At 69.8% G+C, this 23,191-nt stretch carries 24 protein-coding genes; 8 read left to right on the forward strand and 16 right to left on the reverse strand.

The annotated features are described in order from the left end of the window. Window positions 1-69: 69 nt before the first annotated feature. Window positions 70-483 (reverse strand): DUF2752 domain-containing protein, encoded by a 414-nt coding sequence (locus H7K45_RS19825; RefSeq protein ID WP_263997671.1) that lies wholly within the window; start codon window positions 481-483, stop codon window positions 70-72. Between the two features lie 185 nt (window positions 484-668). Here H7K45_RS19825 and H7K45_RS19830 point away from each other — a divergent pair, with 185 nt between their 5' ends. Continuing rightward, the gene (locus H7K45_RS19830) at window positions 669-2,282 is read left to right on the forward strand and encodes an HNH endonuclease signature motif containing protein (protein ID WP_263997672.1); all 1,614 of its coding nucleotides are present in this window, start codon (window positions 669-671) and stop codon (window positions 2,280-2,282) included. 13 nt (window positions 2,283-2,295) lie between these two features. Here the strand turns inward: H7K45_RS19830 and lgt are convergent, their stop codons facing one another. From lgt to H7K45_RS19860, 6 genes are all read right to left on the reverse strand, one after another. Further along, the gene (gene lgt / locus H7K45_RS19835; RefSeq protein ID WP_263997673.1) at window positions 2,296-4,770 is read right to left on the reverse strand and encodes a prolipoprotein diacylglyceryl transferase; all 2,475 of its coding nucleotides are present in this window, start codon (window positions 4,768-4,770) and stop codon (window positions 2,296-2,298) included. Beyond that, window positions 4,767-5,561, reverse strand: a complete 795-nt coding sequence (gene trpA / locus H7K45_RS19840) for a tryptophan synthase subunit alpha (RefSeq protein WP_263997674.1) — start codon at window positions 5,559-5,561, stop codon at window positions 4,767-4,769. Before trpA ends, lgt begins: the two co-directional genes overlap by 4 nt. Then, a complete protein-coding gene (trpB, locus tag H7K45_RS19845) occupies window positions 5,558-6,823 on the reverse strand; it encodes a tryptophan synthase subunit beta (RefSeq protein ID WP_263997675.1) in 1,266 nt (421 codons plus the stop codon). Before trpB ends, trpA begins: the two co-directional genes overlap by 4 nt. A 4-nt stretch (window positions 6,824-6,827) precedes the next feature. Further along, window positions 6,828-7,646, reverse strand: coding sequence for an indole-3-glycerol phosphate synthase TrpC (gene trpC / locus H7K45_RS19850; protein WP_263997676.1), 819 nt, complete (start codon window positions 7,644-7,646; stop codon window positions 6,828-6,830). Between the two features lie 83 nt (window positions 7,647-7,729). Beyond that, window positions 7,730-8,332: a TIGR02234 family membrane protein gene (locus H7K45_RS19855; RefSeq protein WP_263997677.1), complete on the reverse strand. Its 603-nt coding sequence runs from the start codon at window positions 8,330-8,332 to the stop codon at window positions 7,730-7,732. After that, the gene (locus H7K45_RS19860; RefSeq protein WP_263997678.1) at window positions 8,329-9,855 is read right to left on the reverse strand and encodes an anthranilate synthase component I; all 1,527 of its coding nucleotides are present in this window, start codon (window positions 9,853-9,855) and stop codon (window positions 8,329-8,331) included. Before H7K45_RS19860 ends, H7K45_RS19855 begins: the two co-directional genes overlap by 4 nt. A gap of 51 nt (window positions 9,856-9,906) precedes the next feature. Here H7K45_RS19860 and H7K45_RS19865 point away from each other — a divergent pair, with 51 nt between their 5' ends. From H7K45_RS19865 to H7K45_RS19875, 3 genes are read left to right on the forward strand one after another with little or no spacing between them, the layout of a single operon-like run. Then, window positions 9,907-10,362 carry a peroxiredoxin gene (locus H7K45_RS19865; protein WP_263997679.1) on the forward strand — a complete coding sequence of 152 codons (456 nt, stop codon included), beginning with the start codon at window positions 9,907-9,909 and terminating at the stop codon, window positions 10,360-10,362. After that, entirely contained in the window at window positions 10,359-11,156 is a 798-nt protein-coding gene (locus H7K45_RS19870) for an ABC transporter ATP-binding protein (protein ID WP_263997680.1), read from the forward strand. Before H7K45_RS19865 ends, H7K45_RS19870 begins: the two co-directional genes overlap by 4 nt. Window positions 11,157-11,161: 5 nt before the next feature. Continuing rightward, on the forward strand, window positions 11,162-11,794 hold the full coding sequence (locus H7K45_RS19875) for a flavin reductase family protein (protein ID WP_263997682.1): 633 nt from the start codon (window positions 11,162-11,164) through the stop codon (window positions 11,792-11,794). Here the strand turns inward: H7K45_RS19875 and hisI are convergent. The 8 genes from hisI to hisD are packed head-to-tail and all read right to left on the reverse strand — an operon-like array spanning window position 11,791 to window position 18,141. After that, window positions 11,791-12,138: a phosphoribosyl-AMP cyclohydrolase gene (gene hisI / locus H7K45_RS19880; RefSeq protein ID WP_263997683.1), complete on the reverse strand. Its 348-nt coding sequence runs from the start codon at window positions 12,136-12,138 to the stop codon at window positions 11,791-11,793. The two genes, H7K45_RS19875 and hisI, sit on opposite strands and share 4 nt — an antisense overlap. Further along, the gene (gene hisF / locus H7K45_RS19885; RefSeq protein ID WP_263997684.1) at window positions 12,135-12,908 is read right to left on the reverse strand and encodes an imidazole glycerol phosphate synthase subunit HisF; all 774 of its coding nucleotides are present in this window, start codon (window positions 12,906-12,908) and stop codon (window positions 12,135-12,137) included. Before hisF ends, hisI begins: the two co-directional genes overlap by 4 nt. A gap of 2 nt (window positions 12,909-12,910) precedes the next feature. After that, a complete protein-coding gene (locus H7K45_RS19890) occupies window positions 12,911-13,726 on the reverse strand; it encodes an inositol monophosphatase family protein (protein ID WP_263997686.1) in 816 nt (271 codons plus the stop codon). A gap of 6 nt (window positions 13,727-13,732) precedes the next feature. After that, on the reverse strand, window positions 13,733-14,476 hold the full coding sequence (gene priA, locus H7K45_RS19895) for a bifunctional 1-(5-phosphoribosyl)-5-((5-phosphoribosylamino)methylideneamino)imidazole-4-carboxamide isomerase/phosphoribosylanthranilate isomerase PriA (protein ID WP_263997687.1): 744 nt from the start codon (window positions 14,474-14,476) through the stop codon (window positions 13,733-13,735). Continuing rightward, on the reverse strand, window positions 14,473-15,093 hold the full coding sequence (gene hisH, locus H7K45_RS19900; RefSeq protein ID WP_263997688.1) for an imidazole glycerol phosphate synthase subunit HisH: 621 nt from the start codon (window positions 15,091-15,093) through the stop codon (window positions 14,473-14,475). The genes priA and hisH overlap by 4 nt, the downstream gene beginning before the upstream one ends. Next, entirely contained in the window at window positions 15,090-15,698 is a 609-nt protein-coding gene (hisB, locus tag H7K45_RS19905; RefSeq protein WP_263997689.1) for an imidazoleglycerol-phosphate dehydratase HisB, read from the reverse strand. Before hisB ends, hisH begins: the two co-directional genes overlap by 4 nt. Then, window positions 15,695-16,828: a histidinol-phosphate transaminase gene (locus H7K45_RS19910; protein WP_263997690.1), complete on the reverse strand. Its 1,134-nt coding sequence runs from the start codon at window positions 16,826-16,828 to the stop codon at window positions 15,695-15,697. The genes hisB and H7K45_RS19910 overlap by 4 nt, the downstream gene beginning before the upstream one ends. Then, the gene (hisD, locus tag H7K45_RS19915) at window positions 16,825-18,141 is read right to left on the reverse strand and encodes a histidinol dehydrogenase (RefSeq protein WP_263998366.1); all 1,317 of its coding nucleotides are present in this window, start codon (window positions 18,139-18,141) and stop codon (window positions 16,825-16,827) included. Before hisD ends, H7K45_RS19910 begins: the two co-directional genes overlap by 4 nt. A 64-nt stretch (window positions 18,142-18,205) precedes the next feature. On the opposite strand from hisD, the gene H7K45_RS19920 reads away from it, so the two are divergent. The 3 genes from H7K45_RS19920 (at window position 18,206) to H7K45_RS19930 (ending at window position 20,552) form a co-directional block, all read left to right on the forward strand. Continuing rightward, on the forward strand, window positions 18,206-18,637 hold the full coding sequence (locus H7K45_RS19920) for a nitroreductase family deazaflavin-dependent oxidoreductase (RefSeq protein WP_263997691.1): 432 nt from the start codon (window positions 18,206-18,208) through the stop codon (window positions 18,635-18,637). Continuing rightward, a complete protein-coding gene (locus H7K45_RS19925; protein ID WP_263997692.1) occupies window positions 18,634-19,269 on the forward strand; it encodes a LysE family transporter in 636 nt (211 codons plus the stop codon). The genes H7K45_RS19920 and H7K45_RS19925 overlap by 4 nt, the downstream gene beginning before the upstream one ends. 146 nt (window positions 19,270-19,415) lie before the next feature. Then, window positions 19,416-20,552: a superantigen-like protein SSL4 gene (locus H7K45_RS19930; protein WP_263997693.1), complete on the forward strand. Its 1,137-nt coding sequence runs from the start codon at window positions 19,416-19,418 to the stop codon at window positions 20,550-20,552. 117 nt (window positions 20,553-20,669) lie between these two features. Here the strand turns inward: H7K45_RS19930 and H7K45_RS19935 are convergent, their stop codons facing one another. Then, window positions 20,670-21,245, reverse strand: a complete 576-nt coding sequence (locus H7K45_RS19935) for a hypothetical protein (protein ID WP_263997694.1) — start codon at window positions 21,243-21,245, stop codon at window positions 20,670-20,672. 373 nt (window positions 21,246-21,618) lie between these two features. Here H7K45_RS19935 and H7K45_RS19940 point away from each other — a divergent pair, with 373 nt between their 5' ends. Further along, window positions 21,619-23,175 (forward strand): PGRS repeat-containing protein, encoded by a 1,557-nt coding sequence (locus H7K45_RS19940; RefSeq protein ID WP_263997695.1) that lies wholly within the window; start codon window positions 21,619-21,621, stop codon window positions 23,173-23,175. Window positions 23,176-23,191 lie beyond the last annotated feature (16 nt).

Consider the following 23,191-nt stretch of genomic DNA (forward strand, 5'->3'; position numbering starts at 1 on the left):
CGCAGTCCGAATTTACGAGTAAGGGACTGCAGCGGCCCAAGCCGCGAGTGTATCAGCGGGTGCGCGAAGCTACCCGCCGATAAAGGTCGGGACCAGCGGGAATCCCGGGAGATTGCGGATCACCGTCCACGCCACCGTGGCGACGACGACGACCACCACGGCTGACGTCGGCATCAATTTGAGGCCGGTTCGCCAGCGCGCGACCAGCCAGAGGGCCAGCATCGGCAGCGCCACGAGCATGAAGACGTTGTCGACCACTGCGGCGGCGAAGTCGCCGTGCAGCACGTCGTGAGTCATGCGCAGGCCCCCGCAGCCCGGACAATTCCAGCCGGTCAGCATCCGGAAGGGGCACGGAGGGAAGCCAAAGCCAGCCGCATGCGGGTCCCGCAGACCGATGTAGGCCAGCGCGCCGGTGAGGGCGCCCGCATTGGCGAGGGCGACGCGAGGCGAGATTGGGCGGGCAGCCCGGCGGGTGGGTGGCATGGCCAAACCAGCATGCCCGACCGTGCGCCCGCCGTCACCCCCCCGGGTCGAGGATCGTCGGGTCTTAGCACGTGCGTCTGACATCTTTGACCCTCCGTGGCCGGTTATGCACAGCGCAAATCGATTCATCCACAACTTCTTTCGACCCCTTTGCAGGTCTCCACTTCGGGCCTAGGGTCGAAAGTATGTTCGAAGGTCTGGCAGCAGCGACGACCAGCACCCGCGGTTCCGACGCGCTGTCGACCTGGACTCGAACGGAATCCGCCGCCTGCGCCCGCAAGGTGGCGACGATGGCCGCCATGCTGGAAGACGCCTACGCCGCGTCGGGGTCCGCGGATCGCGACCAGTGGTGTCTGGACAACGTGGACGCCGTCGCCGCCCACATCGGCGCCGCACAAAACATCACCCCCGGTGCCGCCTTTCACCAGTTGCTGATTGCGGTGGCCCTGCACGAGCGGTTCCCCCACGTGGCCGCGGTGTTCGCCGAGGGCCTCATCACCTACGCCTTGGTGAAGACCGTGGTGCAGCGCGGCGCCCTTGTGACCGACCCCGACGCGCTGCGCACTTTGGACGCTCTGCTGGCCGAGGCGTTCGGCAACTGGGAACCGAGGTCGGTGGACAAGACCGAAAAAGCCGTCGACGTCTTCGTTCACCAGGTCGACCCGCAGGCCGTCCGACGGGACGAGACCAAGGCACGGGGTCGCTCCGTCGACGTCAGGATCGAGGAGGACGGCAGCGGGATGGCCACCATCTTGGCGACCCTGTTCGCCCATGACGCCAAGGCGTTCGAGGCACGACTGAAGAACCTGGCCGCCACCGTGTGCCCGGCCGATCCGAGGACCGCCGACCAACTCCGCGCCGACGCGATCGGGGCCATCGGGACCGACCGCATGGCGTGCCTGTGCGGCAACGACGACTGCGTGGCCGCCCAGAACCCGCCCGCGACGGGGGTGGTGGTCTACGTCATTGCCAGTGACGAGGCGCTGGCTGAACCCGACCCCGACCCCGACCCCGCGCCGCCTGCGCCGAGGCCCGAGAGCCCCGCACCGCCACCGGAGACTCCCGCTTCCACGCCCACTCCCACCGAGGAGCGCGCCGCCATCGACGGGGAAGAGCCACCGCTCTTCGACAAACCCCTACGCGACCTCACCCTCACCGAGGCCCTCACCCCGGCACCCGGATACTTCGCGAAGCTGCGGCCCGCGGCATTGATGGGTGGCCTATTCCTCCCCGGCGCCATCGCCTGCCGCGCCACCATCGGGGCCACGATCACCCGAATCGTGCACCCCGGCCAAGCCCCACCGGAGAACCGATACCGACCGTCGAAGAAACTGGCCGACTTCATCCGCTGCCGCGACATGACGTGCCGCTTCCCCGGCTGCCGCGTGCCCGCGACGAATTGCGACTTAGACCACACGATCCCGTGGCCGCACGGCCCCACGGCCGCGTCCAACCTCAAGTGCGTCTGCCGTCGACACCACCTGCTCAAGACCTTCTGGGGAGGCGAGAACGGTTGGCGCGACAGGCAACTCGACGACGGCACCGTCATCTGGACCGCACCCGACGGACGCGAGTTCGTCACCACACCGGGCAGCCGACTGCTGTTCCCCGAACTGTCCAGACCCACCGCCACGGTGAGGGTGCGCGACGTCCCAGCGAGCCACACCGCAGGCCTCACCATGCCCCGCCGAAGAACCACCCGCGCCCAAGACCGAGCCAACCGCATACACCACGAGCGGGAACTGAACCGTGAGGCCTGGGAGGCAGAAGCGGACGCTGAGCTACCCCCGGCGTTCTAGCGCGGGATCGCGCTCAGGACCGCTTCCACCAACGCCGCTTGGGCGTCGTGATCGGCTGGCGCGCCGTGGTACTTGGCTTTTCTGCAGCAGCGGCCTTCTCGGCGGATGCGGTTCCTTCGACAGCAGCGTCGTGGACTTCCGCGGCGTCAGCCTGGGCTGCTTCGACTTCGTCGCCGTCGACCGAGCCGAGGCCGTCTTCGGGGGCAGCGGTGGGCTCGTCAGCGGAGACCGTCTCGGCGGTGTTCTCGGCGGAGGCCGTGCCTTCGATGGCGGCCTGGTGGACCTCGGCGGCGTCCGCTTGGGCGGCTTCGACTTCGTCGCCGTCGACCGAGCCGAGGCCGTCTTCGGGAGCCGCGGTGGTGTCGTCGGCGGCGACCGTGTCAGCGGTGTCCTCGGCGGACGTCGTGCCGTCGACGGCGGCGGCGTGGACCTCGGCGGCGTCGGCCTGGGCAGCTTCGACTTCGTCGCCATCGACCGAGCCGAGGCCGTCTTCGGGAGCCGCGGTGGCGCCGTGGGCGGATGCGGTGCCTTCGACGGCGGCGTCATGAACCTCGGCGGCGTCGGCTTGGGCGGCCTCGACTTCGTCGCCGTCGACTGACCCGAGACCGTCTTCGGGGGCCGCGGTGGTCTCGTCGGCGGTGACCGCCTCAGCGGTGTTCTCGGCGGACGTCGTGCCTTCGACGGCGGCCTGGTGGACCTCGGCGGCGTCGGCCTGGGCGGCTTCGACTTCGTCGCCGTCGACGGAGCCGAGACCGTCTTCGGGGGCCGTGGTGTTGTCGTCGGCGACGACCGTGTCGGCGGTGTCTTCGGCGGACGTCGTGCCGTCGACGGCGGCCTGGTGGACTTCGGCGGCGTCGGCCTGGGCGGCCTCGACTTCATCCCCGTCGACCGAGCCGAGGCCGTCTTCAGGGGCGGCGGTGGTGTCGTCGGCGGCGACGGTGTCAGCGGTGTCCTCGGCGGATGCGGTGCCTTCGACGGCGGCGTCGTGGACCTCGGCGGCGTCGGCCTGGGCGGCTTCGACTTCGTCGCCGTCGACCGAGCCGAGGCCGTCTTCGGGGGCGGCGGTGTTGTCGTCGGCGGCAGAGGCCGTGCCTTCGACGGCGGCGTCATGAACCTCGGCGGCGTCGGCCTGGGCAGCTTCGACTTCGTCGCCATCGACTGACCCGAGGCCGTCTTCGGGGGCGGCGGTGGCGTCTTCGGGAGCCGCGGTTGGCTCAGCAGAAGTGGCTTCGGCCAGAGCCTCTGCCTCGGCGGCACCGTCGACCGCGGCCTCATGTGCCTCCACCGCACCGAGCTCGGCCTCCACGGCCTCGTCACCCTCCACGGACCCCAAGCCTGCCTCGCGGTGCGCTTCGGCCTCTTCGCCCGCCTCGGCGAATGCCTCGGCTTCGGCGATGTCCTCCGACGGCGCATTCTCGACCTGCTCGACGAGGTCCACCGCCTCCGCAGCGGCTTCGGACTCGGTGTCCGCGCCTCCGGTGAACTCGGACTCCGGGGATTCCGGGGCTTCGGCCTTGTCCTCGTCGCCCGCCACCTTTGCGGCCGCGACGACGCCCGACGTGGCCGCGACGGCCACCAATTCCTCGCCAATCTCGTCGACCAGCGAGCCGTCGGACTCGTTGCCCCGCAGCGACGCCGGATCCTCTCGGACCTTGGGCGCGACCATGATGTAGATGACCGCGCCGACGAATACGAACGTCGACGTGAAAGTGTTGACCCGAATGCCGGCGATCAGCGTGGCGGTGTCACTGCGCATCAACTCGACCCAGAACCGGCCGACGCAGTACCCCGCCACGTACAACGCGAACAGACGCCCATGGCCCAGCGTGAATCGGCGATCCGCCCACAGCAGTACCGCGAACACCAGCAGGTTCCACAGCAGCTCGTAGAGGAACGTCGGATGGACGATGGCGTAGACCTGCCCCGTCGACACCCCGTCGAGCGAATGCGGACTGATCACACCGGACGGGTCCAACCGGTCGTAGATCTTCAGCCCCCAGGGCAGGTCGGTCTCGCGACCGTACAGCTCCTGGTTGAAGTAATTGCCGAATCGGCCGATGGCCTGTGCCAGCACGATGCCAGGCGCGATCGCGTCGCCGAACGCCGGCAGCGGAATTCCCCGCCGACGGCACGCAATCCACGCTCCGACGCCGCCGAGCGCCACCGCGCCCCAGATGCCCAGGCCGCCGTCCCAGATGCGCAGCGCGGCAAGGAAACCCGCACCGTCGGCACCAAAGTACTTCGGCCAGTCGGTCATCACGTGGTACAGCCGGCCACCGATCAAGCCGAACGGCACCGCCCACAGGGCCACGTCGTAGATGACTCCGCGCTCACCGCCACGCGCCTCCCACCGGCGATCGCCGATGACGAGCGCCGCCACGATCCCGGCGATGATGCACAGCGCGTACGCCCGGATGGGCAGCACACCGAAGAGGTGCCACACCCCCTGCGACGGACTGGGAATGTAGGCCAGCACGGTTGTGGTCACGCGGAAATCCTCTGTCGAACACCCTCGGCGAGTTCTTCGGTCAACGTCCGTACCGCAGGCAACCCGTCCGTCAGCGCCGTCACCAGGGCAGACCCCACGATGACACCGTCGGCGTACGAGCCGATCTGGGCGGCCTGTTCACGCGATCGCACCCCCAGCCCCACGCCGACCGGGATGTCGGAGACCTCCCGCACGCGTCGCACCAATTCCGGCGCGGCATCGGAGACCGCGTCGCGGGCGCCGGTCACGCCCATCGTCGACGCGGCGTAGACGAAGCCGCGCGACACCGACGTCGTGGCCGCCAGGCGCTCGGGCGTGGACGACGGCGCCACCAGGAAGATGCGATCGAGACCGTGCGCGTCGGACACCTCGACCCACTCGTCGGCCTCGTCGGGAATGAGGTCCGGCGTGATCAGTCCGAGCCCGCCCGCCGAGGCGAGGTCGCGGGCGAACGCGTCCACTCCCCACCGCAGCACGGGATTCCAGTAGGTCATGACGACGGCCTTGCCGCCGGCGTCAGTGATCGCCTCGACCGCGGACAACGCGTCGCGCACGCGCACCCCGTTGCGCAGCGCCACCTCGGTGGCCGCGGCGATGGTGGGTCCGTCCATGCCCGGATCGGAGTACGCAACCCCGACTTCGATGATGTCGCAACCGGATTCGACCATCGTCGTCATCGCCGAGATGGACGTGGCGACGTCGGGGAACCCCGTCGGGAGATATCCGATCAACGCCGAGCGGTCCTCGGCCCGGCACGTGGCGAACAGGTCCGACAGTCCGCTTGCCGTCACGTCACAGACTCCTCGTCGAACAAGCCGAACCACTTCGCCGCGGTCTCGACGTCCTTGTCGCCGCGGCCGGAAAGGTTGATCAGGATGACCGAGCCGGGACCCAACTCGGCGCCCAGCTTGAGTGCGCCCGCCACGGCGTGGGCCGATTCGATGGCTGGGATGATGCCCTCGGTGCGGGAGAGCAGGGCGAAGGCGTCCATCGCCTCGGCGTCGGTGATCGGCCGGTACTCCGCGCGCCCCATGTCCAACAGGAAGGCATGCTCGGGCCCGACACCGGGATAGTCCAGTCCGGCTGAGATGGAATGGGATTCGATGGTCTGGCCGTCCTCGTCCTGCAGCAGATAGGAGAACGACCCCTGGAACGCGCCCGGTGACCCACCGGTGAACGTGGCCGCATGGCGACCGGTCTCGACGCCGTCGCCGGCCGCTTCGTATCCGACGAGCCGAACACCGTGGTCGTCGATGAAGGGGTGGAAGATGCCGATCGCGTTGGACCCGCCACCGATGCACGCCACCACCGCGTCGGGAAGCCGACCGGCCTGATCCTGGATCTGAACCCGCGCCTCCATGCCGATGACGCGCTGAAAGTCGCGGACCATGGTCGGGAACGGATGCGGGCCGGCAGCGGTGCCGAAGCTGTAGTACGTGTCGTCGGCATGGGCGACCCAGTCACGGAACGTCTCGTTGATGGCGTCCTTCAACGACCTCGAACCCGACTCGACCGAGACGACCTCGGCGCCCAGCAGGCGCATTCTCGCGACGTTGAGCGCCTGACGCGCGATGTCGACCGCACCCATGTAGATCACGCACGTCAGACCGAGCAGCGCGCAGGCCGTGGCGGTCGCCACCCCGTGCTGACCGGCGCCGGTCTCGGCGATGACGCGGGTCTTGCCCATCTGCTTGGCAAGCAGACCCTGACCCAGGGCGTTGTTGATCTTGTGAGAACCGGTGTGATTCAGGTCTTCTCGCTTGAGGAACAGTCTCGCTCCCCCGGCGTGACGGCTCAACCGCTCCGCTTCGTACAGCGGAGAGGGGCGACCCGTGTAGTGCCGCTGCAGCCGGTCGAGCTCGTCGAGGAAGGTCTGATCGGTCCTGGCCTTCTCGTAGGCGGCCGTGACCTCTTCGATGACGGCCATGAGCGCCTCGGGCACCAAACGCCCGCCATAGGCGCCGAAGTGACCCTTGGCGTCGGGTTCGTGGGACGACGGTTCGGCGATGGCTGCACTCGAGCGGGGAAGCTCCGGGCCTGCGGTGTGGGTCACCGGATCAACGCGACGGTCTCGGGCACGACGGATGCGTGCCTGCGGTGACGAGGTCGGCGACGGCGCCGCGAGGGTCACCGCTGGTGACCAGGCCCTCCCCGACGAGGACGGCATCAGCGCCGGCACCGGCGTACGCGAGGAGATCTGCGGTACCCCGGACGCCGGACTCGGCGATGCGGATGACGTTGGACGGCAAGCCGGGCGCGATCCGTGCGAAGCAGTCCCGGTCGACCTCGAGGGTCTTGAGGTCGCGGGCGTTCACGCCGATCACCCGGGCACCGGCCTGCAGGGCGCGGTCGGCTTCCTCTTCGGTGTGCACCTCGACCAACGCGGTCATCCCGAGCGAGTCGGTCCGGTCGATCATCGACACGAGGGCCGACTGCTCGAGGGCCGCCACGATCAGGAGCAGCATGTCGGCGCCGTGCGCACGCGCCTCGTGGATCTGATAGGGCCCGACGATGAAGTCCTTGCGCAGCACGGGAATGCTCACCGCGGCGCGCACGGCGTCCAGATCGGCGAGCGAGCCGTGGAACCGGCGTTCCTCGGTCAGCACGCTGATGACCCGCGCACCACCGTCTTGGTACGCACGTGCCAGATCGGCCGGATCGGAGATGGTGGCCAGTTCACCGCGCGACGGGCTGGCCCGCTTGACCTCCGCGATGACGCCGATGCCGTCGGCACGCAACGCCGCCAAGACGTCCAGCGCTGGGCGGGCGTCCTTGGCTCGCTGCTTCACCTCGGCGAAGCTGATGATTTCCTCGCGTGCGGCTGCGTCGGCGCGAACTCCCTCGATGATGGAGTCGAGCACGGTCCCCGAACTCATCAGCCGTCGCTCCCCTTCACGCCCTTCGCACGTACCAAAATCAACACTGCCACGAAGGGTAGTCGCCAGCGCCGCACGGGCCGTCACCGCCCCTCGTCATGCTCGCGCGTAGGGTCGCGGCCCTCGTCGAGGGCATCCCAGATCATCCGTTCCGACATGCCGTCCTCCGGTGATTCTTGGCGCGCTGCCTCGCGTTTCGCCGCCGGTGCCAGGTACTTCCCAGGCTCCTTCGCACCCGCCGTCGCCCTGGCCGCTGACCGCACCAGCAGAACGGCACCCGCCAGCGCAGACACGGCCGCCACCAACGTCACCACGGCCCCGGTGTGATGGCGCTGGGTGTCGATCAACGCGGTCACCGGGATTTGTGCCAAATCGGCGGCTCGAGCCGCGACGTCGGGCACGACCCACAGTCCAATCCCGAGATAGCCCATGGCGACCGTCGCGAGGGCGACCAGCAGGCCGACGAGTCGCAGCACCCAGCCACGCACCGCCAGGACGGCCACGGCCGCTGCCAGGGAGACCAAGGCCAGCGGCACCAGGGCCGTCGACCAGGTGGCACCGTCGAGCGTCGTGGTCTTGGGTTGACCGAGACCGTCGAACGAGGTCACGTCGACCCACGTCATCCGCGAGGCCACCCACAGTGCGAGCGCGGACGCGACCAGCAGGAGTTGTGCGACGCGAATCATGGGGTCGTCAGGGTTTCCGCCGCCGCGATCGCGTTGAGGACGGCGCGGGCCTTGCTGGCCGCCTCGTTGAACTCGTACGGGCCGTTGGAGTCGGCGACGACGCCGCCACCGGCCTGGACGTAGGCCGTGCCGTCGCGCATGAGGGCGGTCCGGATGGCGATCGCGAAGTCGGCGTTGCCTGCGAAGTCGAGGTAACCGAGCACGCCGCCGTACAGACCGCGGCGCGTCTTCTCGACCTCCTCGATGAGCTCCATCGCGCGCACCTTCGGGGCACCCGACAAGGTTCCCGCCGGGAAGCAGGCCGTCACGGCGTCCAGCGCGGTCTTGCCCTCGGCGAGGCGGCCCGTCACCGTCGACACCAGGTGCATGACGTGGCTGTAGCGCTCGATGTGGCTGTAGTCCTCGACACGAACCGTGCCCGGCACGCAGACCCGGCCGAGGTCGTTGCGCCCGAGGTCGACGAGCATCAGGTGCTCGGCGCGCTCCTTCTCGTCGGCCAGCAGTTCCTTCTCGAGCAGGACGTCTTCCTCCTCGTCGGCGCCGCGCCAGCGCGTGCCCGCAATCGGATGCGTCGTCGCCTTGCCGTCCTGCACGGTGACCAGGGCCTCCGGGCTCGACCCGACGACCGAGAAGTCAAGTTCGCCATCGGCATTCGGCACGTTCAGCAGGTACATGTACGGGCTGGGGTTGGTCGCGCGCAACATCCGGTAGACGTCGATGGGATCGGCGGCGGTGTCCATCTCGAAGCGCTGCGACGGCACCACCTGGAAGGCCTCCCCCGCCTCGATGTCCCCGACGAGCTTCTCCACGATCGCGGAGTACTCCTCGACCGTGCGCTGGGCGCGGTGCTCGGGCACCGGGCGGCTGAACGTCGCCACCGCCGACGACAGGGGTTCGCCGAGTGCCGTGGTCATCACGTCGAGCCGCCGGGTGGCGTCGTCGTAGGCCTGGTCGACGTGCTCGTCGGTGCCGTTCCAGTTGACCGCGTTGGCGATCAGGGTGATCGTGCCCTCGTGATGGTCCACGGCGGCGATGTCGGTGGCCAACAGCAGCAGCATGTCCGGCAGCGCGAGATCGTCGACGGCGAGAGACGGCAGCCGCTCCAACCGTCGCACCATGTCGTAGGCAAAGAAGCCGACGAGCCCACTGGACAGCGGCGGCAGCCCGGGCAGCGTCGCCGTCGACAGCACCTCGAGGGTGGTGCGCAGCGCCTCGAGCGGATCGCCACCGGTCGGGGCGCCCTGCGGGGTGACGCCGAGCCACACCGCGCGGTCGTCGCGAACCGTCAGCGCGGACGGCGCCCCGGCGCCGATGAACGACCATCGCGACCAGGACCGGCCGTTCTCGGCCGACTCCAGCAGGAAGGTGCCGGGGCGGTTGGCGGCGAGCTTGCGATACGCCGACAACGGGGTCTCGCTGTCGGCGAGCACCTTTCGGGTCACGGGGACCACGCGGTGGTCGGCGGCCAGCGCCCGGAAGTCCTCGCGTGAGGTGGTGGTGGCCAGGTCGGCAGAAGCAAGCACGCGACAATCCTCCCAGACGCCGCCGATGTCGCGGGCGTAGCGTAGGCGGCCATGAAACGTGGTGACGTCGTCGACGAGTTCGAACTCCCCGATCAGACCGGCACCGTTCGCAGTCTGACGAGCCTGCTGGCCGACGGCCCGATCGTGCTGTTCTTCTATCCTGCGGCGATGACGCCGGGATGCACCAAGGAGGCGTGCCACTTCCGCGACCTGGCCTCCGAGTTCGCCTCCCTGGGCGCCAGCCGCGTCGGAATCTCCACCGACGCCGTGGACAAGCAGGCCAAGTTCGCACACGAGCAGAACTTCGACTACCCGCTGCTCTCGGACGCCGACGGCGTCGTGGCGGCTCGGTTCGGCGTCAAGCGCGGCCTGCTCGGCAAGCTCATGCCGGTCAAGCGGACTACGTTCGTCATCGACGTCGACCGCACGGTGCTCGACGTGATCGCCAGCGAGATCAGCATGGACACCCACGCCGATAAGGCGCTCGAGGTGCTGCGCTCCCGGTGAAACCCGTTCTCCAACTCGACGACGTCACCTTCCGCCGGGACGGCAAGCAGATCATCGACGGCATCTCGCTGACCGTCAACGAGGGTGAGCACTGGGCGCTGCTGGGTCCCAACGGCGCAGGCAAGAGCACGCTGCTGGGCTTCTGCGGCGCCGTCACCTTCCCCAGCTCGGGCACGGTCCGGGTGCTCGGCGAGCAGATGGGCCGCACCGACCTGGCGGCACTGCGACGCCACATCGGCCACGTCAACCCGCGGCACCGGTTGCAGCACCCCCGGACCGTCCGCGAGGTGGTGCTCACCGGCATCAGCGGCACCAACGACCTGCCGCTGCGGTGGACGCCCACCCACGAGGACCTCGAGCGCGTCGACGCCATGGTGGAGACGGTCGGGCTGACGCGCATCGCCGACGGCACGTGGCCCACCCTGTCGCAGGGCGAGCGTGGGCGGGCCCTCATTGCGCGGGCGCTGATCTCGGGTCCGCGCCTGCTGCTGCTCGACGAGCCGTCGACCGGCCTCGACGTCGCCGCGCGCGAGCAGCTGCTGGAGACCGTCGACGCGCTGGGCCAGGCCCATCCCGACGTCGCGTCGATCCTGGTCACCCATCACCTCGAAGAGCTCCCCACCACCACGACCCACGCCCTGTTGATCGCCGAGGGCCGCAGCGTGGCAAGCGGCACGGCACGGGAGACTGTCACCACCGACCACGTGACGACGGCGTTCTCGCATCCGGTTCAGGTCGGGTACGACGACGGCCGCTGGACCGCCCGCGCCAAGGCAACCCCGATGGAGGTCTGACCCCGATGGCCCGACACGACGCCCACTACTACGTGACCGCCGAGGGCACGGGGCTGCCGCACGACCCGCTCAACGCCATCGTCGGGCCGAGGCCCATCGGCTGGATCTCCTCGGTGAGCACCGACGGGGTGTTCAACCTGGCGCCCTACAGCTTCTTCAACGCCTTCAACTACCGGCCGGCGATCATCGGATTCGCGTCGATCGGCTGGAAGGACAGCGTCGCCAACGTCGAGGCCACCGGCGAGTTCGTCTGGAATCTGGCCACCGCGTCACTGGCCCGGCAGATGAACGAGACGTCGGCGTCGATTCCCCCCGACCGGGACGAGTTCACCGTCGGCGGCCTCACCGCGGTGCCGTCGTCGACGATCACGCCGCCGCGGGTCTTGGAGAGCCCCGTCAACTTCGAATGCCGCCTGACGCAACTGATTCAGCTCGAAGACGTCGACGGTCAGGACGTGCCGACGTGGCTGGTTCTCGGTCAGGTCGTCGCCGCGCACATCGATCGGGACCTGTTGGTCGACGGCGTCTACGACACCGCCAAGGCCCGACCGATCCTGCGCGCCGGTGGACCCGCCGCCTACGCCGAGATCAGCCCCGAGGTCATGTTCGACATGGTTCGGCCCGACGACCGGGGCTAGGCCTCCGGTGTGAGGAGCTGGTCTTCGTCGAAGCAGGTGTGCGAGCCGGTGTGGCAGGCCGCGCCAACCTGGTCCACCTCGAGCAGCACGGTGTCGCCGTCGCAGTCCAGACGCACCGAGTGCACGTACTGCGTGTGGCCGGAGGTCTCGCCCTTGACCCACTGTTCGCCGCGTGAACGCGAGTAGTAGGTCGCCTTCCGGGTGGCCAAGGTGTGGGCCAGGGCCGCGTCGTCCATCCACGCGACCATCAGCACCTGTCCGGTGCCCCGTTCCTGGGCGACCGCGGCGAACAGACCGTTGGCATCACGCTTGAGGCGACTGGCGATGGACGGGTCGAGAGTCATCTGACGGTGATCCCCTCCGCGGCCATCGCCGCCTTGACCTGACCGATGGTCAGCTCCTTGAAGTGAAAGATGGTGGCGGCCAACACCGCATCCGCGCCGGCCTCGACCGCGGGCGCGAAGTGGTCGACCGCCCCCGCTCCGCCGCTGGCGATGACCGGCACCGTCACCGCGGCGCGCACCGCCCGCAGCATCGCCAGGTCGAACCCCGCCTTGGTGCCGTCGGCGTCCATCGAGTTGAGCAGGATCTCTCCGACGCCGAGTTCGGCACCGCGCCTGGCCCATTCGACGGCGTCGATCCCGGTGCCCCGGCGCCCGCCGTGGGTGGTGACCTCCCATCCCGACGGCGTGGGGGGTGATCCTTGCGGCACGGTGCGGGCGTCGACGGATAGCACGATGCACTGCGACCCGAACTGTCGCGACAATTCGGCCAGCAGCTCGGGGCGGTCGATTGCCGCGGTGTTGACCGACACCTTGTCGGCGCCGGCCCGCAGCAGCGCGTCGACGTCGGCGACCGAGCGCACCCCGCCGCCGACGGTCAGCGGGATGAACACCTGCTCGGCGGTGCGCTTGACGACGTCCAACATCGTCGACCGACCCGCCGAGGACGCGGTCACGTCGAGGAACGTGAGCTCGTCGGCTCCCTCGGCGTCGTAGACCGCCGCGAGCTCGACGGGATCCCCTGCGTCTCTGAGGTTCTCGAAGTTGACGCCCTTGACCACCCGGCCGCCGTCGACGTCGAGACACGGGATGACGCGCACTGCGACGTCCATGGTCAGTACTCCTCCGGCGAACCGATCGCCGCCGCGATCTCCAAGATGCGAGCGTGCACGCCGGGCTCCCCGGCCAGGGCCGACTTCGACGCAGGCGTCCAGTCCACGCCTGCGAGATCGGTGACGACCCCGCCGGCGGCGCGCACCAAGGCCACTCCGGCCGCGTGGTCCCAGACGTGGTGGCCGAAGCTGATTGCCCCGCCCAGCACTCCGGCGCCGGTGTAGGCCAGGTCGATTCCCGTCGACCCGTGCATGCGAATGCGAGAGCACTTGCGGCTCAGCTGTTCGAGGACCGCGACGCGATACCTGCCCGGAAAGGTGCCGCGGGAGTCGACGTTGAACGTGCCGACGCCCACGATGGAGTCGCTCAGCTCGGCGGCCTTCAGCGGCGGCTGCGCAACTCCGTTGGCGTACAGCGGTTCTCCGACGACGGCGGTGTAGCGGACGTCGTTGAACGGCAACCAGGTGAGCCCGGCGACCGGAACCCCGTCGCGCAGCAGACCCAGGAGGATGGCGGCGGTCGGCAACCCCGCGGCGTAGTTGAACGTGCCGTCGATGGGGTCGAGCACCCACACCAGGTGCGAGTCGACGGGCGCGCCGCCGAACTCCTCACCGTGCACCCCGATGCCGGTGGCGGTCTCCAGCGCCTGCACGACCTGACGCTCGATGGCCAGGTCGACCTCGGTGGCGAAGTCGTTGCCCAACTTGGCGACCGCCGACTGGGCGCCGCGGCCGGCGACGAACGGCGTGGCGGCGGCGTCCAGGATCACCGACGCCTCGGCGACGAGCGCTCGCAGGTCGGCGTCGTCCAGAGCCATCCCGGCCTACCGACTCACCGCGGCGAGCGCCTCGGGAAGGGTGAAACGCCCGGCGTAGAGCGCCTTTCCGACGATCGCACCCTCCACGCCTGCGTCGGTCAGCGTGGCGATTGCGCGCAGGTCGTCCAGGCTCGACACGCCACCGGAGGCGATGACGGGCGCATCCGTGCGCTCGGCGACACCGGCCAGCAGCTCCAAGTTCGGGCCGTTGAGGGTGCCGTCCTTGGTGACGTCGGTGACGACGAACCGTGAGCAGCCCTCGGCGTCGAGGCGCTCCAGCACCGGCCACAGGTCACCGCCGTCGGTCTCCCAGCCGCGCCCGCGGAGCCGGTACTGCCCATCCTCGAGCTTGACGTCGAGTCCGACGGCCACCTTGTCGCCGTGCTCGGCCATCACCTTCGCGCACCACTGCGGATTCTCCAGGGCGGCCGTGCCCAGATTGACCCGGGCGCACCCGGCGTCGAGCGCCGCGGTCAGCGAGTCGTCGTCACGGATGCCTCCGGAGAGCTCGACGGCGACGTCGAGCTTCGCGATGACCTCGGCGAGCAGCTCCCGATTGGACCCCCTGCCGAAGGCGGCGTCGAGGTCCACGAGGTGAATCCACTCGGCGCCGTCGGTTTGCCACTGCATCGCCGCGTCGAGGGCCGATCCGTAATCGGTCTCGCTGCCCGCCACCCCCTGCACCAGGCGGACCGCCTTGCCGTCGACGACGTCGACGGCGGGCAGAAGAATCAATGGTGCATGTGTCACGAGAGCCCCTCGACCCAATTGGCGAGCAGCGTCGCGCCCGCGTCGCCGCTCTTCTCCGGATGAAATTGCGTGGCGCACAGCGCACCGTCCTCCACTGCAGCCAGGAAGGGTACGTGGTGCGTCGCCCACGTGAGCCGTGCGCTTGGGTCGCCCTCCCAGTGCTGCGCGGCGTAGGAGTGCACGAAGTAGAACCGGGTGTCGGCGTCGAGCCCGGCGAACAGGCGACTGCCCGCAGGCGCGTCGACGACGTTCCAGCCCATGTGCGGAACCACCGGGGCGTCGAGCCGCACCACCGATCCCGGCCACTGCCCGCACCCGACGCTCTCCACGCCGAATTCGACGCCGCGGCTGAACAAGATCTGCATGCCGACGCAGATGCCGAGCACCGGGTGCCCCAGGGCAAGGCGGTCGGCGACGATGCGGTCACCGTTCACCCCGCGCAGACCGGCCATGCACGCCTCATACGCCCCGACTCCAGGGACGACGAGACCGTCGGCGGCGGCCGCCGCGGCGGGATCGGCCGTCACCTCGACCTCGGCGCCGGTGCGTTCCAGGGCGCGTTGGGCCGAGCGGAGGTTGCCCGAACCGTAATCGAGGACAACGACTTTCGTCGTCACAAACTGCCCTTCGTCGACGGAACGCCCGTCACCCGTGGGTCGGGTTCGACGGCCTGACGCAGGGCCCGGGCCACCGCCTTGTACTGCGCTTCGGTGACGTGGTGCGGATCGCGACCGTACAGGGTGCGCACGTGCAGTGCGATCCGGGCATTCATCGCCAGCGACTCGAAGACGTGCCGGTTGATGACGGTGTGGTAGGGCACCGTGCTGCCCGCAATCGTGCTGTGCACCATGTAGTCCGGCTCGCCGGTGTGCACGCAGTAGGGCCGGCCCGACACGTCGACCGACGCGTGCGCCAACGTCTCGTCCATGGGGATGAACGCGTCGCCGAAGCGGCGGATCCCCTTCTTGTCGCCAAGGGCCTCGCCGAGGGCTTGGCCCAGCACGATGGCCGAGTCCTCCACGGTGTGGTGGGCCTCGATGTCCACGTCACCGGTGGCGTGCACGATCAGGTCGAAGCTGGCGTGTGTCCCCAGTGAGGTGAGCATGTGGTCGTAGAACGGGACGCCGGTGGCGATGTCGACCTGACCGGTGCCGTCGAGATTCAGCTCGACGACGATGTCGGATTCCTTGGTCTTGCGTTCGACGCGGGCGCGGCGTGTCATGAGGCTCCTACGGATGAGGTGACTTCGGAGTCGACGAGACCGGCACTGGCGGCGAGCAGGGCGTCGTTCTCCTCGGCCAGACCGGTGGTGGCGCGAAGGAATCCGGGGATCCCGACGTCGCGGATGAGCACACCCGCCTCCAGGTACCGGGTCCAGGCGCGCGGCGCGTCGGCGAACGGTCCGAACAGGATGAAGTTGGCGTCACTGGGAATGACCCGAAAACCCAAGTCCGTCAACGCCGTCGAGACCCGATCGCGTTCGGCGATCAGCCGCGCCACGCTGCCGAGGGTGTCGTCGGCGTGCCGCAGCGCCGCGCGCGCGGCCGCCTGGGTGATCGACGACAGGTGGTAGGGCAGCCGAACCAGCAGCAGCGCCTCGACCACCGCGGGATCGGCGACGAGGTACCCGAGCCGACCGCCTGCGAAGGCGAACGCCTTGCTCATCGTGCGGCTCACGATCAGGCTGGCCGGGAAGTCGGCCAACAGCTCCACGGCGCTGGGCTGAGACGAGAACTCGCCGTAGGCCTCGTCGACGATGACGATGCCAGGGGCGACCTCCAAGACCCGGCGAAGGTCCGGCAGCGCGATGCTCTGGCCCGTCGGGTTGTTGGGGCTGGTGAGGAACACCACGTCGGGTCGTTTCTCGACGACCGCGGCGACAGCGACGTCGACGTCGAGGCCGAAGTCCTCGGAACGGTTGGCCTGCAACCACTCCGTCTGCGTGCCGTCGGAGATGATCGGGTGCATCGAGTACGACGGCACGAAGCCCAGCGCGGAGCGGCCGGGACCGCCGAATGCCTGAAGCAGTTGCTGCAGAATCTCATTCGAGCCGTTGGCCGCCCACAGGTTCGCGGTCGTCAGGGGCACGCCGGTCTGGGCGCTCAGATACTCCGCCAGATCGGACCGCAGCGCCACGGCGTCGCGATCAGGGTAGCGGTGCAGTTCGGCCGCGGCGTCGCGCACCGAGGCGGCCACGTCGTCGACGAGCGCCTGGGTCGGCGGGTGGGGATTCTCGTTGGTGTTGAGCCGCACCGGAACCGACAGCTGCGGCGCGCCGTACGGCGACTTGCCCCGCAGGTCGTCCCGCAACGGCAGGTCGGCCAGGGTGACGTTGCGCCTCGCGTCGGTCACTTCTCGAACCTCCGTCGGACGGCCTCCCCGTGCGCGGGCAGATCCTCGGCGTTGGCCAGGGTGACGACGTAACCCGCAACGTCCTTCAGCGCCGCCTCCGAGTAGTCCACGACGTGGATGCCGCGCAGGAACGTCTGCACCGACAACCCGCTCGAGTGCCGCGCGCAGCCCGCGGTAGGCAGCACGTGGTTGGACCCGGCGCAGTAGTCGCCGAGGCTCACCGGTGACCATGGGCCGACGAACACCGCACCGGCGTTGCGCACCCTGGCCGCCACCGCCGACGCGTCGACGGTCTGAATCTCGAGGTGTTCGGCGGCGTAGGCGTCGACCACGCGCAGCCCGGCGTCGACGTCGTCGACCAGCACGATGGCCGACTGCCGTCCGCTCAGCGCGGCGGTGACGCGGTCCCGGTGCACGGTGGTCGCCAGCTGCCTGGCGAGTTCGGCGTCGGTGGCGTCGGCCAGCTCGGTGCTGGTGGTGATCAGAACCGAGGCGGCCATCTCGTCGTGCTCGGCCTGGCTGATGAGGTCGGCGGCAACGTGCACCGGATCGGCGGAGTGGTCGGCGAGTATCGCGATCTCCGTCGGGCCCGCCTCGGAGTCGATGCCGACCTGCGAACGGCAGATGCGCTTGGCCGCGGTGACGTAGATGTTGCCCGGGCCGGTGATCATGTCGACCGGGGCCAGCTCGGCGCCGTCGGTGTCGGTGCCGCCGTGGGCCAGCAGCGCCACGCCCTGCGCGCCACCCACGGCCCACACCTCGTCGACGCCGAGCAGCCGGGCGGCCGCGAGGATGGTCGGATGCGGCAGTCCGCCAAACGCGGCCTGCGGCGGGCTCGCGACGACGAGGGAGTCCACCCCGGCGATCTGCGCGGGCACCACGTTCATCACCACGCTGGACGGGTAGACCGCGTTGCCGCCGGGCACGTAGAGGCCCACCCGTGCGACGGGAACCCAACGCTCGGTGACGGTCGCACCGGGCGCCAGGGTCGTCGTCGCGTCGGTGCGGCGCTGGTCGGCGTGCACAGCCCGGGTCCGCTCGACGGCGACCTCCAACGCGGTGCGGATCTCGGGGTCGAGCTCGGCCAGCGCGGAGTCCAGTGCGGCCGGGGGCACCCGCACGGTCTGCGGGCGCACTCCGTCGAAGCGCTCGCCGTACTCGAGGGCGGCCTCGGCGCCACGGGCGACGACCGCGTCGACGATGGGACGCACCGTGGGCACCACCGCGTCGACGTCGACCCCTCCTCGGGGCAGCACGGCGCGCAGCCGGGCGGCGGAGAGCTGCTCGCCGCGCAGATCGATGCGGGACATCAGCTCGGGCGACTGGTTCACGCCGACTATTGTCCCAGAGCAGACAAATCAGAATCCGGGAGCCGCCATGTCGCCGTCCACCTCGCGCCAGGAACACCCCAATCACGCTCCTGGCGTGCCGATGATCATCCCGGTCTGGTTGGAGAACTTCCAGATCAAGTACGTCAACCCGCTGCTCAAGCCGCTGTCCAAGCGGATGCCCGGCTTTGCCGTGATCTCGCACCGCGGCCGCACCTCCGGCACGCCCTACGAGACCATCGTCACCGCCTACCGCAAGGGCGACGTACTGGCGATCGGACTGGTCCACGGCAAGACCAACTGGGTCAAGAACGTCCTCGCCGCCGGTGAGGCCGACATCCACGTCGGCCGCGAGGACCTGCACCTGGTGAATCCGCGGGTGCTTCCGGCGGGCACCGACGACGCCACGCTGCCGCGCATCCCCCGGCTGCTGGCCAAGCGTCAGGGCACCTTCGTGGCCGACGTCGCGCCGTCGCCGTGACCCTGCACATGTGGCTGGCGTTCCTCGTCGCGGCGATTCTGATCGCCGTGTCCCCCGGCGCCGGCGCGATCCAGGCGATGGCCACCGGCATGACGCACGGGGTGCGACGCGGATACTGGAGCATCGCCGGCATGGAGGCGGGCCTGATGCTGCAGCTCGCCCTGGTCGCGGTCGGCCTCGGCGCCGCGGTGGCCAGTTCGATCGTGGCGTTCAACGTGGTGAAGTGGATCGGCGTGGCCTACCTGGTGTATCTGGCCGTGCGTCAATGGCGTTCGGTGACGACCGATCTGCGCACCCAGATCGGGACGGCCGGGGACGGCGGCCGGCTGGCGTTGCTCACCAGGGGCTTCCTGGTCAACGCGACCAACCCGAAGAGCCTGGTCTTCTTCCTGGCGGTGCTGCCGCAATTCGTCGTGCCCACGGCGCCGCTGCTGCCCCAGTACGTGGCGATCGGCGCGACGATGATCGCCGTCGACCTGGTCGTGATGGGGCTCTACACCGGGCTGGCCGTGCGCCTGGTGCGGTGGCTGCACACCCCACGGCAGCAGACCATCCTCAACCGCGTGTTCTCCGGCTTGTTCGCCACCGCGGCCGTCGTGCTATCGCTGATGCGGCGAACCGCGACGACCTGACGAGCGGAAACTAACGCTCAGGTTGAATTCTGGCAAACTCGCAACGAATTTGGTAAACATACGTTCGCCGTCCGGCGAGCGCGTTCGGCGGACGGGAGGGCCTCTGGCTACGGTGGCCCCGACCCAACCCCAGGAGATCTTCTGCGATGAGCACCGCCCCGCGAAAGTCCTTGATCACGGCCGTGATTGCCACCGGGTTGCTGGCCGCCACCACCGGCGCCGCGCCGACCGTCGCGCCGAGCGCGGCGCCCGCACCCAGCCGCACCGTGACGCCGCCGACGTTCTACGCACCGTCACTTCTGGCAATGACACAGCCGTTCGCGCCGGCCACTACGCCAACAGCGCCCCAACCGAGCGCGCTGCTGGCCGCCGTCGTGCGGATCGCCGCCGCGCAGAACACCGTCCCCGCACCGACCGCCGCGACGTTCTCACGTCGCGACGTGCCGCCCGCCGGGCCGAATGCCTTCGCGCCGACGGTCCTGGCCGAGCCGGGCACCACGGCCGTCGGTGACGCGACGCCGGCGATTCGGTCGGCTGCCGTCCCCAATGTCGCCGCATCGAACCAGGCGCCGGGCGACTTCGTCGGAGCGGTCTTCGCCGTCTTCGTCTCCAACGGGGCGCCCGGCCAGAACGCCGGACTGCTCATCGGCAACGGCGGGCCCGGACTGCTGCCGGGGCAGAACGGCGGCAACGGTGGCCTGCTGCTCGGAAACGGCGGCGACGGGGCGCCGGGCGCCCGCGGCGGCTTCGGTGGCAACGGTGGCAACGCCGGGCTGTTCGGCAACGGCGGCAAGGGCGGCACCGGATCCCTGAGTGTCGTGGGTAGCGGCCCCGCCACCGCAGGCAAGGGCGGCAACGGCGGCACCGGCGGAGCGATCGCAGGCAACGGCGGTGCAGGCGGTGACGGCGGCGTGGCCTACAGCACCGGCGGCACCGCGACCGGCGGTGCCGGCGGCACCGGCGGACGCGGCGGTCTGACCTCAGGCGACGGCGGCAAGGGCGGCAACGGCGGCGAGGGGAACAGCGCGGTCGGGTTCGCCGGCGGCGGCGCAGGTGGTGCGGGCGGCGACGCCGGTGCCACCGGCCGAGGCGGCGACGGCGGGGCCGGTGGCACCGCTACCGGCACCACGGGCAGCCGAGGCGGCACGGGCGGTCGGGGCGGAAACGCCACCGCGGGCGCGGGTGGCACGGGCGGCCAGGGTGGCTCGGCCACCTCCGCGACCGGTACCGCCACCGGCGGCGCCAAGGGCGCCGACGGGACGGGCTCGGCCAGCGCCGGCTGAGCGATCGCGTTCTGGGTGTTTGCCCTGCGCAGGCGGGCCGCGCCGACGTTCATGGAGCGGGTCGTCAGCGACGGTCGACGGAGTTGGCGCAGGGCAAACCCCAGCCGCGTGACGACTTCAGGCGCACAGCCGATCGACGTCGGCATTGATGGCGTCGGCGTTGCGCAGACGTTCCGATTGCGCCGGGTCGATGTTGAGCGCACCCGCCGTGGCGTTCGCACCGACGTCGAGGAGGTTGTTGGCAAAGTTGCGGACGGCGTCGGCCAGTTCTGTGGGCGTGGCCGGGTCGATGCGCGCCAGTAGGTACTGCCCGCCGTTGAACAGCGCGAGCCGTGCGTTGGCCGCCACCGCGAGCGTTCCAAGGGTGTCGTCCGGTCCCCCTGGGACCGGCAGGTTCGTGTTCAGCGTGACGCCCTTGCGCACGACGTCGAAGACGGTGCAGATCTTCGTCTTCGCCTGTGCCGTTTGATCGGCTGTGAACGACGTTCGAACATCGGTGCTGCTAGCCGGCTCGTTGGACGCTGCGGGTCGTGCGGGCTTGAGCAGCGTCCACGCTGACAGGGCGATCGCCACGACGGAGAGCAAGGTGACCAATCCCAGCAGCAAGGGTGTGCGGTCACGCGACACCTTGACCGGCTTCCTACGGTCTGCTCGTCGCGTGGCGGGCGGGTGGTCATTCTCGGGGTCCGTCATGGCGCAGATGCTAGTGAAGTTTTCTCGACGCCGGACCTTTACTGCGGCGCGTCGCCACCCGGATGCGTCGTGAACCCGACCGCTACGACGCTCACGTGGGCAACTATTCGACCCGCCTGAAGATTCCGTAAGAATTTTCTTCTGTGAAAATAGCTAGCAAACTGTTACTTTTCTGCCAGGCTCGGACAGCAGGGCGCGAGCTCCATGGTGAGTCGAAACAAGATCAAGGGGGTAGCTGGGCTGATAGGCCCGGGCGGGGGCAAGACGGCGGACGTCGCCACGGTGGCTAGATGATCCGCAGCAATTTAGCTCTACTTTCAGTTTCGGAGCGAGCCGGCGCAACGACGTCCGGTCAACGAGAGGAACCAGTTACATGTCACGAATCGAGACTGCCGGGCGACACCGCGCAGATGTGTCTGCGCGCCGTCGCAAGGCCGCTCAGCGGGCCACCAGCGCAGCGGTGGTCGGTGCCGCGATGACGGCGGCGTTGACCGCGGGACTGGGCCAAGGCACCGCTGCTGCGGCTCCCCCCTGCCCGACGGTGTTCTGCCAGTTCGGTCAGGGCGGCTCGCAGCTTGCCATCGGCGCGCTCAACACGGGCACCCAGGGACTGGTCGACTTCAGCCAGGGCGCGATGTTCATCGGACAGGCCATCGCCTTCCCGATCTTGGCCAACCCGCTGACCCTCGTCTTCACCGGCGGCCTGATCGGCAACGCCTATCTGCCAGGCCAGAACGGTGGACTTCTGATCGGCAATGGTGCGCCAGGCTCGCTCATCCCAGGTGTCGGCAATCCCAACGGCGGCAACGGAGGCTTCTTCTTCGGCAACGGCGGCGACAGCGCCTTTGGCAACGGCGGAAACGCAGGCCTGATCGGCAATGGCGGCAACGCCAGCCTCCCGGTCGTCGGGTTGCTGGGCGTAGCTGGAGGTGGGCGTGGCGGCAACGGCGGTCTGCTCATCGGCAACGGTGGCAACGGCGGATCGGCCCTGTTGGGGACGGCCAGCGGCGGCGCAGGCGGGCAGGCAGGACTCCTCGGGAACGGCGGAGCTGGCGGTGAAGGCTTGCTCGGTGGCGCGGGAGGCGCTGGCGGAAGCGCGGTGCTGGTCGGCTCCGGTGGCTCCGGCGGTAGCGCCGGACTTGCAGGTGGTGCCGGAGGTGACGGTGGATCCGGTGGCTTCCTGTCCGGCAGCGGTGGAAACGGCGGCAATGCCAGTGGCGTGCTCAACGGCGTCGGCTACGACGGCGGTGACGGCGGCACCTCCGGCGTGATCGCAGGCAACGGCGGTAACGGTGGTGCTGGTGGCGGCGCCGTTGGCGTGGCGACCCCGGTGACCGGCGGAATTGGCGGTAACGGCGGTAACGGCGCGTTCCTTGGAAACAGCGGCAACGGTGGCAACGGTGGTTCCGTCACCTCAGTCGCCGGTCCCGCCACCGGTGGTCAGGGCGGCACCGGCGGAAGCAGCGTCTTGGTCGGCAACGGTGGCAACGGCGGCAACGGCGGCAGTGCCACGGGTGTTCTCTCCGGCGGCACGGGGGGCACCGGCGGTGCGGGCGGTAACGGCGGCCGCGGCGGTGCCCTGGTCGGCACCGGCGGCGATGCCGGATCCGGCGGCACGGGCACCAACGTCGTCTTCGGCAACGGCCGAGGGGGCACCGGCGGAACCGGTGGAACTGGCGGTAACTTCACGAGCAGCGGCGGCAACGGCGGCAACGGCGGTGCGGGCGTCGGCCTGGGCCTCGGCACCGGCACCGGTGGCAACGGCGGTAACGGCGGCAGCACGGGCGCGGTTCTCGGCGGATCGGGCGGTAACGGCGGCAACGGCGGTGCGGGCGTTGGCGTCACCCCGGGGTCGACTGGTGGCGCGGGTGGTACGGGCGGCAGCCCGGGTGGCGCATCGGGCAGCCCCGGCGGTGCAGGTGCGGCGTGATCGGGTAGCTCAGTAG

The sequence above is a fragment of the Mycobacterium yunnanensis genome (genome assembly GCF_025823185.1).
Classification (GTDB): Bacteria; Actinomycetota; Actinomycetes; order Mycobacteriales; family Mycobacteriaceae; genus Mycobacterium; species Mycobacterium yunnanensis.